14 protein-coding genes and 1 riboswitch are annotated in these 13612 nt (G+C 71.9%); of the genes, 5 read left to right on the top strand and 9 right to left on the bottom strand.

Translation table 11 applies throughout. The features are described from left to right. Nucleotides 1–65: 65 nt before the first annotated feature. Nucleotides 66–224, bottom strand: a riboswitch (cyclic di-AMP (ydaO/yuaA leader). Between the two features lie 248 nt (nucleotides 225–472). From J2S55_RS04845 to J2S55_RS04830, 4 genes are all read right to left on the bottom strand, one after another. Beyond that, nucleotides 473–853: a hypothetical protein gene (locus J2S55_RS04845; RefSeq protein WP_306857607.1), complete on the bottom strand. Its 381-nt coding sequence runs from the start codon at nucleotides 851–853 to the stop codon at nucleotides 473–475. Between the two features lie 282 nt (nucleotides 854–1135). Then, nucleotides 1136–2092 (bottom strand): C40 family peptidase, encoded by a 957-nt coding sequence (locus tag J2S55_RS04840; protein WP_306857606.1) that lies wholly within the window; start codon nucleotides 2090–2092, stop codon nucleotides 1136–1138. A 139-nt stretch (nucleotides 2093–2231) separates the two neighbouring features. Beyond that, a complete protein-coding gene (locus J2S55_RS04835) occupies nucleotides 2232–2846 on the bottom strand; it encodes a hypothetical protein (protein ID WP_306857605.1) in 615 nt (204 codons plus the stop codon). 46 nt (nucleotides 2847–2892) lie between these two features. Further along, entirely contained in the window at nucleotides 2893–4158 is a 1266-nt protein-coding gene (locus tag J2S55_RS04830; protein WP_306857604.1) for an NYN domain-containing protein, read from the bottom strand. A 237-nt stretch (nucleotides 4159–4395) separates the two neighbouring features. Between J2S55_RS04830 and J2S55_RS04825 the strand changes: the two genes are divergently transcribed. Further along, nucleotides 4396–5514 carry a phosphotransferase family protein gene (locus J2S55_RS04825; RefSeq protein WP_306857603.1) on the top strand — a complete coding sequence of 373 codons (1119 nt, stop codon included), beginning with the start codon at nucleotides 4396–4398 and terminating at the stop codon, nucleotides 5512–5514. Nucleotides 5515–5610: 96 nt separating this feature from the next. Here J2S55_RS04825 and J2S55_RS04820 read toward each other — a convergent pair whose 3' ends face one another. Together J2S55_RS04820 and J2S55_RS04815 are read right to left on the bottom strand one after the other, a co-directional pair. Continuing rightward, entirely contained in the window at nucleotides 5611–6321 is a 711-nt protein-coding gene (locus J2S55_RS04820; protein ID WP_306857602.1) for a response regulator transcription factor, read from the bottom strand. A gap of 88 nt (nucleotides 6322–6409) precedes the next feature. Further along, the gene (locus J2S55_RS04815) at nucleotides 6410–7612 is read right to left on the bottom strand and encodes a sensor histidine kinase (protein ID WP_306857600.1); all 1203 of its coding nucleotides are present in this window, start codon (nucleotides 7610–7612) and stop codon (nucleotides 6410–6412) included. Nucleotides 7613–7723: 111 nt separating this feature from the next. On the opposite strand from J2S55_RS04815, the gene J2S55_RS04810 reads away from it, so the two are divergent. From J2S55_RS04810 to J2S55_RS04800, 3 genes are all read left to right on the top strand, one after another. Continuing rightward, nucleotides 7724–7939 (top strand): hypothetical protein, encoded by a 216-nt coding sequence (locus J2S55_RS04810; RefSeq protein WP_306857599.1) that lies wholly within the window; start codon nucleotides 7724–7726, stop codon nucleotides 7937–7939. 190 nt (nucleotides 7940–8129) lie between these two features. Continuing rightward, nucleotides 8130–9854 carry a DEDD exonuclease domain-containing protein gene (locus J2S55_RS04805; RefSeq protein WP_306857597.1) on the top strand — a complete coding sequence of 575 codons (1725 nt, stop codon included), beginning with the start codon at nucleotides 8130–8132 and terminating at the stop codon, nucleotides 9852–9854. A gap of 42 nt (nucleotides 9855–9896) precedes the next feature. Further along, nucleotides 9897–10184: an Lrp/AsnC family transcriptional regulator gene (locus J2S55_RS04800; RefSeq protein ID WP_306857596.1), complete on the top strand. Its 288-nt coding sequence runs from the start codon at nucleotides 9897–9899 to the stop codon at nucleotides 10182–10184. Nucleotides 10185–10393: 209 nt separating this feature from the next. Here the strand turns inward: J2S55_RS04800 and J2S55_RS04795 are convergent, their stop codons facing one another. From J2S55_RS04795 to J2S55_RS04785, 3 genes are all read right to left on the bottom strand, one after another. Beyond that, entirely contained in the window at nucleotides 10394–11245 is an 852-nt protein-coding gene (locus J2S55_RS04795; protein WP_306857595.1) for a sensor histidine kinase, read from the bottom strand. 83 nt (nucleotides 11246–11328) lie between these two features. Continuing rightward, nucleotides 11329–12375 carry an anthranilate phosphoribosyltransferase gene (trpD, locus tag J2S55_RS04790; protein ID WP_306857594.1) on the bottom strand — a complete coding sequence of 349 codons (1047 nt, stop codon included), beginning with the start codon at nucleotides 12373–12375 and terminating at the stop codon, nucleotides 11329–11331. 19 nt (nucleotides 12376–12394) lie between these two features. Next, nucleotides 12395–12811 (bottom strand): response regulator, encoded by a 417-nt coding sequence (locus J2S55_RS04785; protein WP_306857593.1) that lies wholly within the window; start codon nucleotides 12809–12811, stop codon nucleotides 12395–12397. 177 nt (nucleotides 12812–12988) lie between these two features. Between J2S55_RS04785 and ctaE the strand changes: the two genes are divergently transcribed. After that, the gene (ctaE, locus tag J2S55_RS04780; RefSeq protein WP_306857592.1) at nucleotides 12989–13606 is read left to right on the top strand and encodes an aa3-type cytochrome oxidase subunit III; all 618 of its coding nucleotides are present in this window, start codon (nucleotides 12989–12991) and stop codon (nucleotides 13604–13606) included. Nucleotides 13607–13612 lie beyond the last annotated feature (6 nt).

Genomic DNA, 13612 nt, shown 5'->3' with positions numbered 1-13612 from the left:
CGAGGGAAAGGCGGGCAAGGCGCGACAGACGAGGGTTACGCAGGGTGGTAGACAGGATTTCTCCTTGGGACTTCCACTGATGCCTACCGGGTTAGCTGACGGATTCGGGCGGGGAAGTCGCCCTACGGCATGACATATGCCGATTCACCCCTGGCCATACCTTGAGGGCCCTTGGGTCCCCGGTTCCATGCCTCCTGGCTGCACGGATTCGGCAGGCCGCCGCGGGTGGGGTCCGACCCCTCAGGGGAGCGGCGGCCAGTTGGATTCTTTAGCGGAATGCCGGCTTCCGGGCAGGCATCCATCGCGGTGACATGGCGTGCCACCGCGACGCCAGAAGGTACTCCGATCCCCAAATTTCAGCAAAGCAATGCAAAGGAAATGGAGATCGATAAGAACTTCCGAAGTTCCGTAATCCCTGCGTGATAGGCGGTTCTCTTATCCCGTTATGACTCTCGTCACATTCTCCTGAGCATCATGTGAAGATCGTCTTTTCTGTAACATCAGTCACACTTATTGCGATCTTCGATCCCCGTCGGCGGAGCGGGTCGCCAGGCCAGGACTCGCAGGCGTTGTCCGCCTCCGCGGTGATCGCCGCCAGGCGGCTCCGGTCGGCGTCGGCGTCGGCGTCGAAGACCCCCTCCTCGCCGTAGCGGGCGGTGAACGTGCCCGCGCCGTCGACTCGCCGCTCCTCCAGCACCCTGCCGGTGCCCGGGTCGTGGGAGAGCACGGCCGGGGGCGGGGCCCGCCCCACGCCCCCGGGCCGGGTAGTCCCGGCGGTCCGGCCCGCCGTGTCGTAGGCCGTGGCGGTGGTGGCCGCCAGACCTCCCGGGTCCCGGGCGGCCGCGCGAGGCATCGACGCCTCCGCTGAACGCGGACGCCTCTCACGAGAGCCGCGGCGAGGGGCGTCCGGCGGACCTGAGGCAGGGCCGTACGCCTGGCCCGGAGCGGCCGGCTGCTCCAAGCGCCTGGCTGTCAGGGGCGGCCGGACACTCCGGGAGACCGGCGGTCGGGGCGGACGGACGCTCCAGGAGAGGCCATCAGGGACGGACAGCCATCGCAGGCGCCCGGCGGTCAAGAACAAGCGCAGGCGCCCGGCGGGCAAGAACAGCGGGCGGCTGCTCCGGGAGACCGGCCGTCAGGGGCGGACGGCCCCGACCAGGCGGCGGCCGTAGGCCGACAGGGGGACGACCTTGACGACGTCTCCGGTCTGCGGGGCGTGGACGATCCGGCCGTTGCCGGCGTAGATGCTCACGTGGCCCAGGCCCTCGCTGAAGATGAGGTCTCCGGCCTGGAGCTCGCTCAGTGAGACCTTGCGGCTCGCGCCCCAGCTCCACTGCTCCCAGGTCGTGCGGGGGAGGCTGACGCCGCCGCTGCGCCAGGACGCCTGGACGAGGCCGGAGCAGTCCCAGCCGCCCGGACCCGTGCCTCCGTACTGGTACGGCTTGCCGATCTGGGCGAAGGCGAAGTCCAGGGCGGCCCGGGCGTTGCCCGAGGCCGGGCCCTTGTACTGGATCCCGGTGCTGTTGGGGTTGCCGGTCTTGAAGGTGCCGAGCTCGCGCAGCAGCTTGGTCTGGGCCCTGACCATCTTCTCGACCTTGGCCTTCTCCGCGGCCAGCTCGTCGCGTGTCGCGTCGGCCTCGCCCAGGGCGACCTTGGCCTTGTCGCGGTTGTCGCGCAGCGCCTTGTTGGCCTCGTCGAAGGCCTCCAGGGAGCGGGCGCGGGCGGCGGACATCTGCTCGGCCCTGGCCAGGCCGCCCAGCAGCAGCCCGGGGTCGGGCTGGCTCATCAGACCCTGCCAGCCGGTCACACCGGCGAGCTGGTAGCTGCTGACGGCCATCGTGACCAGCTCCTGGCGGAGCCCGGCGACCTTGGCGTTCTGACGCGTGAGATCGGTGTTGAGCGTCTCGTACTTCTTCCGGGCCTTCTTCAGCTTCTCGCCGGCCTGGTTGTACTTCTCGACGACCTTGTCGGCCTGCTCGTTGAGCTTGTCCAGCTTCTTCTTGGCCTGAGCGACCGTCGGTTTCGGCTCGGCGAGAGCCCCGCCGACCGGCAGCAGGAGCAGCGCGAGGGCCAGCCCTGCGGCCATCGGCATCCGCCTGAATCCAACCGGCATACCTGCCACGGCCACAGTGCCGCCTCCCCAAGTGCAAAGACCTGGGCGGAATAGTACAGAACTAGTAAGGGTCAGCTCACCTTTTTGGCTGATTTGCTCGTTTAACCGCAGGTGACGGTCAAGCGCAGGCCGCGATCCCGCAGATCTTCGCGGTCATCTTGGTGGCGTCCCGCAGCTGGTCGGCCCAGTCGCGCTTGACCGGCTTGGCGTACTCCCCGGCCCAGAGGTAGACCAGGACGGCGCTGCCCTTGCGGACGACCACGCTCCGGTCCCCGCCGACGCCGACCTTCCCGCCGTAGTAGACCTGCCCGGAGACCTTCAGGGCGTCGTCGCCGAGCCCGGCCACGGCCGTGGAGACGTATCGGTAGCTGGAGCCGCTGTCGGTCCGGGCCCGGCACGCGGACAGGGCCGCGCGCACCTGGGCCATGGCCTGCTCCGCGGCCGCCCTGGAGCCGTACAGGACCACCTGCTCGACCTTCATGAAATCCGGGACACCGGTGAACGTCACCGTCCGGGCGGCGACCCGTCCCGCCTTGCCCGGGGCGTCCTTGCCGCAGGGGTCCAGCGCGAGCCGCGCCTTCGGTGAGTCGCTGACCTTCCAGTTGGTCTCGGGGTCGTTGTCCTTCATGGCCGCGGCCTTCTCGTAGAGCAGGAAGCCCCGGGGGATGCCGGGGGCGGCGGCGGCCGTGCCCGCCACGAGAGCGGCGCATACCAGCGCGATGGTCATCTTCATCGGATCAACCTCCAGTGTGATCCGACGCACCATACGGCCTAAAGGTTCAGCCGCGCCCCAGACGGCGCAGGAGCAGGCCCGACGGGACCGGCCGCGCGCCCATCCGGCGGACCGACTCGGCCACCTCGCGGTCGGAGGAGACCACCGCGACGGCCCGGCCGGCGGGCTCGGCGCGGACCAGCTGGCGGATCAGGTCGTCGGCGATCTGGCCGGGCGCGCTGAACATCACCCGGACCCCCCGGGGGGCCGACACCGGGACCGGGCCGTTCAGCTCGGCGCCGTCGAAGACGCAGGTCAGCTCGGTGCGCGTCTGCGCATAAAGCGCCCCGAGACCGGTGAGCAGGCGGTTGCGCTGGTCGGCGAGGGTGAGCGTGCCGTAGCCGGTCTTGGTCACGTTGTAGCCGTCCACGATCAGGTGGATCTGCGGCAGGGCGAGCAGTTGGTCGAGCAGGACCGGGTCGTCGTCGGCGAGCGCCCTGGCGGGCACCGCCTGGACCCCCTGCCGGCCAGGCGCGACCGAGACCACCGAGTCGGCGGGCCTGCTGATGCTGGAGGGCAGGGCGAGCTCCCTGCGCAGCCCGGCGGCGGCGTCCTGGAGCGCGTCGAGCAGCATGCGGACCTTGGTGTCCTCCACGCTCCGGCCCTCGCGGGCGGCCCGGCGGGTGGCCTCCAGCTGCCGTTCGGCGTCGGCCAGACGCTCGCGGAGACGGCGCAGCTCGCTCTCCCCCGCGCTGCCCGCCGACGCGGCGGCGGCCTTGATCTCCTGCGCGGCCTCCTCCACCTCGGCGGCCCGCGCGTCGGCCGCCCTGGCCCTCTCTCGGGCGTCGTGCAGCTTGCGGCGCAGGTCGGAGATCTCCGAGCGGGCCGCCTTGAGCTGCTCGCGCAGCCGGTCGGACTCCTCCTTGGCCGAGCTCTTCTGCGCGGCGAGCTGCTCGCGCAGCCGGTTGAGGGTCTGCTCCTGGGCCGAGCCCTCGGCCGCGGCGGCCGACTGCTCCAGGTCCGCGCGGGCGACCTCCACCATCTCCACCCACCCGGGAGGCCGGGTGAGGTAGGCGGCGGCGGCGACCAGGACGGGCTCGGCGGCCGGCGGCACGACGCCCTCGGCGAGGCTCGCGACCAGCTCGGGCCAGCCGGTGCCCAGCGCCTCGGCGACCAGCTCCCGGAACTCCTTGTCGCTCTCCAGCTGGGCGGCGATCGGCGCGCTGCCCAATTTGGCGCGTTTGCGAGGATCGAACCTGGCGATTCCCCTGAGCGGCAGGGGCACGGCGGACGAGGGCATCGACCCCAGGATCTGGGATGCCAGCTCCACCACATGTAAGCGAACCTGCTCGGGTAACGGACGAGACAGGCCCTCTCCGGCTGAACTCATCACGGCCCCTACTCGGATTGGTCTTCACGTCAAGGGTACGGCTACCGCACCCTGACCCGGACATGACCAGAAATCCGGTTTGTGTTCACCGGACAGGTGAACGGCGGGTGGACAAGCGCTTGCTCACAGGTATACGACTGTGCCCAGCGACTTGTGACGCACGCCACCGGGGAGAGCGCGATGGACGGACGGCCTGGCCAGGACGGGCGGATGCGCACCTCCACCCGCGACCTCGGCGAGCTGCGCGGACGGGTGCGTTCCTGGCTCGCCGACCGCCTGGGCCACCCCGTCACGGTGTCCCGGCTGTCGCAGCCCTCGGGCAACGGCATGTCCAGCGAGACCCTGCTCTTCGACGTCTCCTGGGACTGCGCCGAAGGCAGGCGGGAGGTCGAGTGCGTCGCCCGGATGGCCCCGGCGAGCGAGGCCGTTCCGGTCTTCCCGAGCTACGACCTCGGCAGGCAGTTCGAGGTCATGCGGATGGTCAGGGAGCGCGCCGGGGTGCCCGCCCCGCGCGCCCTCTGGTTCGAGCCGGACCCGGGGCCGGTGGGCACGCCGTTCTTCGTGATGGAGCGGCTCGCCGGGGACGTGCCGCCGGACGTGATGCCCTACACCTTCGAGGGCTGGCTGCTCGACGCCTCCCAGGCCGACCGGGACCGGCTCCAGCGGCAGAGCGTCGAGATCCTGGCCAGGCTGCACGACGCCCCGTTCACCGCCGAGGAGCTCCGGCGGGTGGAACCTCGACAGGCCGGCCGGCCGGCGCTGCGCGGGCACGTCGACGGCCAGCGGGCCTACTACGAGTGGGCGCACGGCCGGATGCCGATCCCGGTGCTGGAGCGGGCGTTCGCCTGGCTGGCGGAGCACTGGCCGGCCGCCCCCGGGCCCTCCGTACTGAACTGGGGTGACGCCCGCATCGGGAACGTGGTGTATCAGGACTTCACCCCGGTGGGGGTGCTGGACTGGGAGATGGCCACCGTCGCCCCCCGCGAGCTGGACATCGCCTGGATGATCTTCCTGCATCGGTTCTTCCAGGACGTCGCCCAGGTCTTCGGACTGCCCGGACTGCCGGATTTCATGCGGCGCGAGGACGTCTGCCGGACATACGAGGAGATCACCGGCTACACGCCCCGGGACATGGAGTTCTACGAGATGTACGCCGCGCTCCGGCACGGCGTCATCATGGCCCGCGTCTGGCAGCGGCGGATCCACTTCGGCGAGCAGGCCATGCCGGAGGACCCCGACGACCTGGTCATGCACCGGGCCACGATCGAGCGGATGCTGGACGGGAGCTACTGGGACTGACCCGCCCGCCACCACCCCGACCTCAGGCGGCCCGCCTCGGACGGTCCGCCGCCCCGACCTCAGACATGCGGCCTCAGATGGTCCGCCGCGCCGGCCTCAGGCGAGATGCCCGGCGTCGTGGACGATCAGCGCGATCTGGACACGGTTGTTGAGCTCCAGCTTGGTCAGCACCCGCGAGACGTGGGCCTTGACCGTCGCCACACTCATGTAGAGGCCGGCGGCGATCTCCGCGTTCGACTTCCCCTGGCCGACGGCCACCGCGACCTCGCGCTCGCGGTCGCTGAGCCCGGACAGCATCGTCATGGCCCGCTCGCGGCGCGTCACCACGCCGCCGTCGGCGACGTGCGCGATGAGCTGCCGGGTCACCACGGGCGACAGGATCGGCTCGCCCGCCCCCACCCGGCGGACCGCGGCGACCAGCTCGCCGGGCGGGGTGTCCTTCAGCAGGAATCCCGCCGCCCCGGCGCGGAGCGCCCGCAGCACCTGGGCGTCGGCGTGGAAGGTGGTCAGGATGATCACTTCCGGGGCCGCGGCGGCCGAGCGCAGGCGCTCGGTCGCGGTCAGCCCGTCGACCCCGGGCATGCGGATGTCCATCAGCACCACGTCCGGCCGGTGCTCGGCCACCAGTCCGGGCACCTCGCTCCCGTCGGCGGCCTCGCCCACCACCACGAGGTCGCCGGCACCGCCGAGGATCAACGACAGCCCGGCGCGGATGAGCACGTCGTCGTCGACGATCAGCACACGGATCTCCGGACCGGGAAGGGGCGTGCTCACGCCGGCCACCTCAGCCACCTCTCGTCCTCCCATGACGCCGTCCGGTCACACCCTACGGTCCACGCGCCCGCCGGGGGCGTCCGGCGTGCCTCCCCGCCCTGGCCGGGCCGCCCACGGGACGTCACGCGGCCCACGGCAGCCACGCCCTGAGCCGGAACCGGCCGTCGGGGCCCCTGCCGTAGTCGAGACGGCCGCCCATCAGCTCGGCGCGCTCGGTGAGCCCGATCAGGCCGCTCCCGCTGCCGGGGATGGCCTGCCCGACGGTCACCGGGTTGCGGATCTCGACGGTGAGCCCGTCGCCGGGTCCGCCGGCCACGGTGACGCCCACCGGGGCGTCGGCGGCGTGCTTGCGCGCGTTGGTCAGCCCCTCCTGGGTGATCCGGTAGGCGTTTCTGCCGAGGCGGGCGGGGGCCTCGGCGGGATCGCTCACCCGCATGTCGAGCGTCACCTCCATGCCCGCGAGCCGGGACTCCTCGACCAGGCCGGTCAGATCCGCCAGGGTCGGCTGGGGCCGGTCGGGGGTGGTGCCCTCGGGGGCGATCCGGAGCACGCCGATGACCTCGCGCAGGTCCTGGAGCGCCTGATGGGCCCCCGCCCGGATCACCCCCGCCGTCCTGGCCACGTCGTGCGGCTCCATGTCCGGCCGGTATTCCAGCGCGCCCGCGTGCACGCTCAGCAGCGACAGCCGGTGGGCGAGCACGTCGTGCATCTCCCTGGCGATGCGTTCGCGCTCCAGGTGCCTGGCCCGCTCCACCCGCAGCTCCGCCTCCACCTCCGCCCGCTCGGCCCGCTCGCGCAGCGTGAGCACGAGCTGGCGCCGGGCCCGCACGAACATGCCCCAGATGACCAGCAGGACGTAGAGCAGCGCGGCGACCGTGAACTCCACCCAGAAGGGGAGCTCGGGATCGGGCCGCCAGCAGAGGTAGGGCGCCAGCGTGAGCAGGTGCAGCCCGCCCGTCAGGGCCGCGAACTTCAGCGGCCGGTGCACGGCCACGGTGAACAGCGCCACGCAGACGGGACCGGTGGCGACGCTGGACAGCAGCGAGACCGGCAGCAGCGCCAGCGCCAGCCCCACGGGCCAGCGGCGGCGCAGCCAGACCGCGGCGCACGCGAGCGCCCCCACCACCTGGTCGGCGAGGAGGATCGGCTGCGGTGTGGAGGTGTCGGAACGCAGGGCGAGGGCCATGAGCAGCCCCGTCCCCGCGGCCCCGAGGAAGACGAACATGTCCACGGCCCAGTCGCGGGTCGAACGCCGCACCCCGGGCTGCCCCTCCCCCGGATCCCCGTGCAGGACCGCGGGGAGCAGCCACCGATATTCCGTCACGTTCCCCGACGGTACGGCGGAGCGCACCCGGCCCGGTAGCGACCAAAGTCGATGCCACCGCCGACCTTCGGCCGAGGCGGCGCAGCCGGACCGCTCACCAGTATCGACGGCATGAAGGGATCTCTTGAGCTGGCCGGAGCCGTCTGTCTCGTCCAGGGTGTCGGCGGAGCCGCGAACTCCCTCCTGGGATGGTGGCGGTGGGCCGACGATCTGCTCCTGGTCAACCATCTGGGATTCCTGCGCGGATACGAGATCTTCGCCTGCATCGTGCTGGGCGTGCTGGGGCTGGCGCTGTGGGCGGCGGGCTCGGCCGTGGACAGGGACTGACCCGCGGCCGGGCGGGCCCGTCACAGAGCCCGTCACAGAGCCCCTCACAGGGTCCCCCACAATGCCCGCCACAGAGCCCGCCACCGGATCCCTCACAGGGCCCGCCACCGGATCCCTCACAGGTCCGGTCCACGCCTCCGGCGGGCCCCGGCGCGCTAAATGTCGGTCGGGGCTCCTATGGTCTTGAACCGTGGATTACGTCGTGCAGGGAACGCTGGACGAGCTGGGCACGCCACTCGATCAGATCACGTTCGTCGTGTTCGACCTGGAGACCACCGGGGTTTCGGCGGGCGAGCACGCGATCACGGAGATCGGCGCGGTCAAGGTCCGGGGCGGTGAGGTGCTGGGAGAGTTCGCCACTCTGGTCGATCCCGGGTCGCCGATCCCGCCGTTCATCTCCGTGCTCACCGGCATCACCGACACCATGGTCATGGCGGCCCCGAAGATCGAGTCGGTGCTGCCGTCGTTCCTGGAGTTCGCCGAGGGCACCACGCTCGTGGCGCACAACGCGGGCTTCGACCTGGGCTTCGTCAAGGCCGCCTGCGCCGCCCACGGCTACCCCCCGCCCACCCACCAGGTGGTCGACACCGTCGTGCTGGCGCGCAAGCTGCTGACCCGCGACGAGGCGCCGAACTGCAAGCTGTCCACGCTGGCCCGGATCTTCAGCCGGACCGAGCCCTGCCACCGCGCCCTCGCCGACGCCCAGGCCACCGTGGACGTGCTCCACGCGCTGCTGGAGCGGGCGGGCTCGTTCGGGGTGCACACGCTGGAGGAGCTCAAGGGCTTCGTCCGCGCGCCCACCCCGGAGCAGCGGCGCAAGCGGCACCTGGCCGACGCGGTGCCGACCGGCCCCGGCGTCTACGTCTTCGAGGACGAGCGCGGCGACCCTCTCTACGTCGGCAAGAGCACCAACCTCCGCAACCGCGTGCGCAGTTACTTCACCGCCGGGGAGACCCGGCCGCGGATCCGCGAGATGATCGGCATCGTCGAGCGGGTCCGGCCGATCTCCTGCGCCACCGCGCTGGAGGCCGAGGTCAGGGAGCTGCGGCTGATCGGCTCCGCCAAGCCGCGATACAACCGCAGGTCGCGCTTCCCCGAGAAGATGCTCTGGCTCAAGCTCACCGACGAGCCGTTCCCCCGCCTGTCGATCGTCCGCGAGGTCAGAGACGACGACGCCGGCTACCTGGGCCCGTTCACCAGCACCCGCGCGGCCGAGGACGCCCGCGCCGCGCTGCACGAGGCGGTCCCGCTGCGGCAGTGCACCGAGCGGATCACCCCGCGCACCAGGCGTCCCGCCTGCGCCCTCGCCGAGCTGGGCAGGTGCGGGGCGCCCTGCGAGGGCCGCCAGGGCGCCGAGGAGTACGGCCTGCACGCCGCGGCCGCGCGCCGGGCGATGGAGCTGGAGGCCACGACGGTCTTCTCCGCGGTCCAGGCGCGCATGGAGCGGCTGTCCTCCGAGGAACGCTACGAGGAGGCCGCGGCCGACCGCGACCGGCTCGCCGCCTACGTCCGCACCTCCGCGCGCATGCAGCGACTGCGCTCCCTCACCTCGATCCCCCAGTTGGTCGCGGCCTCCCCCGCGGCGGCCGGCGGCTGGCAGATCCACGTCGTCCGGTACGGCAGGCTGGCCTCGGCCGGGGTGATGCCCCGGGGCGCGCACCCCACCCCGTTCGTGGACGCGCTGGTGGCCACCGCCGAGACCGTCGTGCCGGGGCCGGGTCCCGTGCCCGCCGCCAGCGCCGAGGAGACCGAGTGCATCCTGCGCTGGCTGGAGAGCCCCGGCGTGCGGCTGGTGCAGGTGGAGGGCACCTGGAGCCTGCCCGTCGGCGGCGCCGGACGGCTCAGGGCCCGCCTCGACCACGCCTACCGTCCCGCTGAGCCGCACCAGCGGCGTGAGGGCCGCCCGGCGCGCTGATAACTTCGGAGCTGCAAGCCGCACTCAACGAGGAGGAAGCTCGTGATCACCGCGATCGTGCACATCAACGCCGAGGTGGACCGGATCCCCGAGGTCGCCCAGACGATCGCCGAGATCGACGGGGTGAGCGAGGTCTACTCCATCACCGGTGAGTACGACCTGATGGCCATGGTCCGCGTCACCGCCTACGAGGAGATCGCCGAGGTCATCCCGGGCCGGATCAACAAGGTCGCCGGGGTGCTGCGCACCGAGACGCACATCGCCTTCCGCACCTACTCCCGGCACGACCTCGAGGCCGCCTTCTCGATCGGTCTCGGCGAGTCCGACTGACGCCCACCAGGGGGCGGGGCCGAGGACCGGCTGTGCCCCCTCACCAGGCGGGCGGACGCCGGAGGCCGGCCGAGCCGCGCCCGCCGAAAAGGACCGAGGCCGGCGCTCACCCACGCGGGCGGGTGCCCAGGGCCGGCCTGGCCTCATCCAGACGGACGAGATCCGGAGCCGACCGAGCCGCGCCCGCCGAAAAGAACCGAGGCCGGCGCTCATCCACGCGGGCGGGTGCCCGGGACCGGCTGGGCCTCTCCGGGGCGGGTGAGGGCCGGCCGTGCCTCGCCCACCGTGGGCAGCCGGGCGCGCACCTCGAAGCCCCCCTCGGGGAGGGCCTCGGCTTCGAGCGTGCCGCCGAAGAGCGTGGCGCGCTCGCGCATGCCGAGCAGGCCGTGGCCGGTGGTCGCCGTGGTGGTGGCCTGGCCGTCGTCGCGGACCAGCACGTCCAGGAAGCCCGGACGCCAGCGCAGGGTGACGTGGGCCGACTGCGCCCGGGCGCGCCTGAGGGTGTTGCTGAGCGCCTCCTGGACGATCCGGTAGGCCGACAGTTCGAGGGCGAGACCGATCTCGACGGGCCTGCCGTCCTCGACCACGTCCACTCGCAGGCCCGCCGTACGGACCTGGGTCAGCAGGTCGGACAGGTCCGACAGCTTGGGCTGGGGCGTCCTGGCCCCCGGGGCCCCCTCGGCCTTCAGCAGGCAGAGCATGCGCTGCAGCTCCAGGAGCGCCTGGCGGCCGGACTCCTCGGCCAGCCGCAGGGTCTCGCGGGCCCGCGCCGGGTCCTTCTCCATGATCATACGGCCGGCGCCGACACCGAGCGTCATCATGCTGACCCCGTGGGCGACGACATCGTGCAGCTCGTGGGCGATGCGGGCGCGTTCCTCGGTGACGGCGGCATGGGCCAGCGCGACCTGCTGGTCGGCGAGCTTGGCCTGCTCACGGCGGAGCCTCAGGAGCAGGAGCCTGCGCTCGCGGGCGAGTCCCGCGACGGCCAGGGACAGGCCGAGCAGAACGGACAGCGCCAGGGCAGGCAGTATCTGCTCGGTCAGGGGATCGACACGCCACATGGGCGCAATCTAAGACGGCCCCGCGGAGGGAGGCATCCCCTCACGGGTGGATCTCCCGTCCGCCCGTGAGGGGATGGCCGAGGTCAGCGCGGCCTGCGCGCCTGGCTGGCCTCGACCCAGCGGTCGAGGACGGCCGCGGCGGCGCCGGAGTCGACGGCCTGGACGGCTCTCGCGTGGGCGGCGGACATGGCGGCTTCGAGGTCGTCGCCCTTGCTGTCGAGGGCGACCAGCGCGGCGGCGGCGTTGAGCAGCACCGCGTCACGGACCGGACCGGTCCTGCCCTGGAGCAGGTCGCGCACGGCCTGGGCGTTGAAGACCACGTCCCCGCCGCGCAGCGCGTCGGGCGCGGCCCGGGGGATGCCGAGCGCGGCCGGGTCGAAGACGGTCTGCGTGGCGGCGCCCTCGCGCACCACCCAGACCGTGGAGGTCGTCGCGGTGGTCAGCTCGTCGAGCCCGTCGTCGCCCCGGAAGACCAGGGCCGACACCCCGCGCTCGGCGAACACGCCCGCGACCACGGGGAGCATGCCCGGGTCGAAGATGCCGATCGCCTGCGCCTCGGGCCTGGCCGGGTTGGTCAGGGGGCCCAGGAAGTTGAAGACGGTCGGGATGCCGAGCTCCTTGCGCGGCGGGCCGGCGAAGCGCAGCGCGGGGTGGTAGAGCGGCGCGAAGCAGAAGGCGATGCCCGCCTCCACCGCGACCTCGGCGGTGGCGGCGGGTGACAGGTCGAGCACGACCCCCAGGTGCTCCAGCACGTCGGCGGCGCCGCAGGAGGAGGACGCGGCGCGGTTGCCGTGCTTGACCACCCGAGCGCCCGCGGCGGCCGCCACGATCGCCGCCATCGTCGAGACGTTGACCGTGTGCGCGCGGTCGCCGCCGGTGCCGACGACGTCGACGACGGGGCCGGCCACCGACAGCGGGGTGGCCCGCTCCAGCATCGTGCGCGCCAGCCCGGTCACCTCCGCGACGGTCTCGCCCTTGGCCCGCAGGGCCACGGCGAAGCCCGCGATCTGCGCGGACGTCGCCGAGCCGGACATGATCTCGTTCATCGCCCAGGCGGTCTCGTCGGCCGTCAGGTGCTCGCCGGCGAGCAGGGCCGTCAGCAGCGCGGGCCAGGTGGTGCGCGCGTCCATGGGGGTCTCCAGGAGTGGTCTACCGGGCGGTCAGGCGGGTGGAGAGGCGGCGGCGCATCAGGTCGGCGACGGTGTCGGCCAGGACCACCGGGTCGATCGGCTGCGCCACCACGGCCTCGGCGCGGGACCACTCGGCCAGCCAGCGGTCGTCGCGGCGGGCGATCAGCAGGCAGATCGGCGGGCAGTCGTAGACCTCGTCCTTGGCCTGGCGGGCCACGCCCATGCCGCCGGCCGGCTGCGCCTCGGCGTCGAGCACGGCGACGTCGATCTCCCCGGAGTCGAAGTGCTGGACGACCTTGGCGTGGGTGGCGCACTCCACGATCTCCACCAGGGGCACGTCGGCGGCGGGACGCCGGCCGATCGCCTGGCGCACCTTCTCGCGGGTGCTCGCGTCGTCGCTGTAGACGAGGACCCTCAGCTTGTCGTCGGTGCTCACGGTCGCGCTCACTATCCCTTGTCGATGTATGGTCACCTGGGATGCTACCGGTCACCCCGCCCGCAGACCCAGGCCGGAGGCATTGACGGGCAAAATGCCCCGTACATCCAGTTTGGATGGACATTTGAGGCCCCTATTGGGGGGTCGTGCGGCGACCCGAGCTGGAGAGCCGCAATAATGCTGCCCGTGGCGACAGCATCCGCAATATCAACGACGACGACAGCACATTCGTCCCGCCGACCCGATCTGGTCAGCGTCGGGACGATCGTCTGGCTGTCCTCCGAGCTCATGTTCTTCGCGGCGCTGTTCGCGATGTACTTCACCATCCGGTCAGTGAGCCTGGGCGAGGGCCTGCCCTGGCCCGAGGCTCATCTGAACGTCCAGTTCTCACTGGTCAACACGATCATCCTGGTCCTGTCGAGTGTGACCTGCCAGCTTGGCGTGTGGGCCGCTGAGAAGGGCCAGGTCGCCAAGCTGCGCTTCTGGTACATCGTCAGCTTCCTGATGGGCGCCGTGTTCGTCGGCGGCCAGCTGTACGAGTACAGCCAGCTGGTCGAGGAGGGGCACACCCTGTCGCACTCCGCGTACGACTCGGTGTTCTACCTGACCACGGGCTTTCACGGCCTCCACGTGACCGGTGGACTGATCGCGTTCCTGTTCATGCTGGGACGCACGTACGCCGCGAAGCGCTTCACCCGTGAGCAGGCGACCAGCGCGATCGTCGTGTCCTACTACTGGCACTTCGTCGACGTGGTCTGGATTGGCCTTTTCGTGACCATCTACGGCATTCATTAAGGAATC

This window comes from Streptosporangium brasiliense (assembly GCF_030811595.1).
Taxonomy (GTDB): Bacteria; Actinomycetota; Actinomycetes; order Streptosporangiales; family Streptosporangiaceae; genus Streptosporangium; species Streptosporangium brasiliense.
This window is presented reverse-complemented; position numbering and strand designations above follow the sequence as displayed.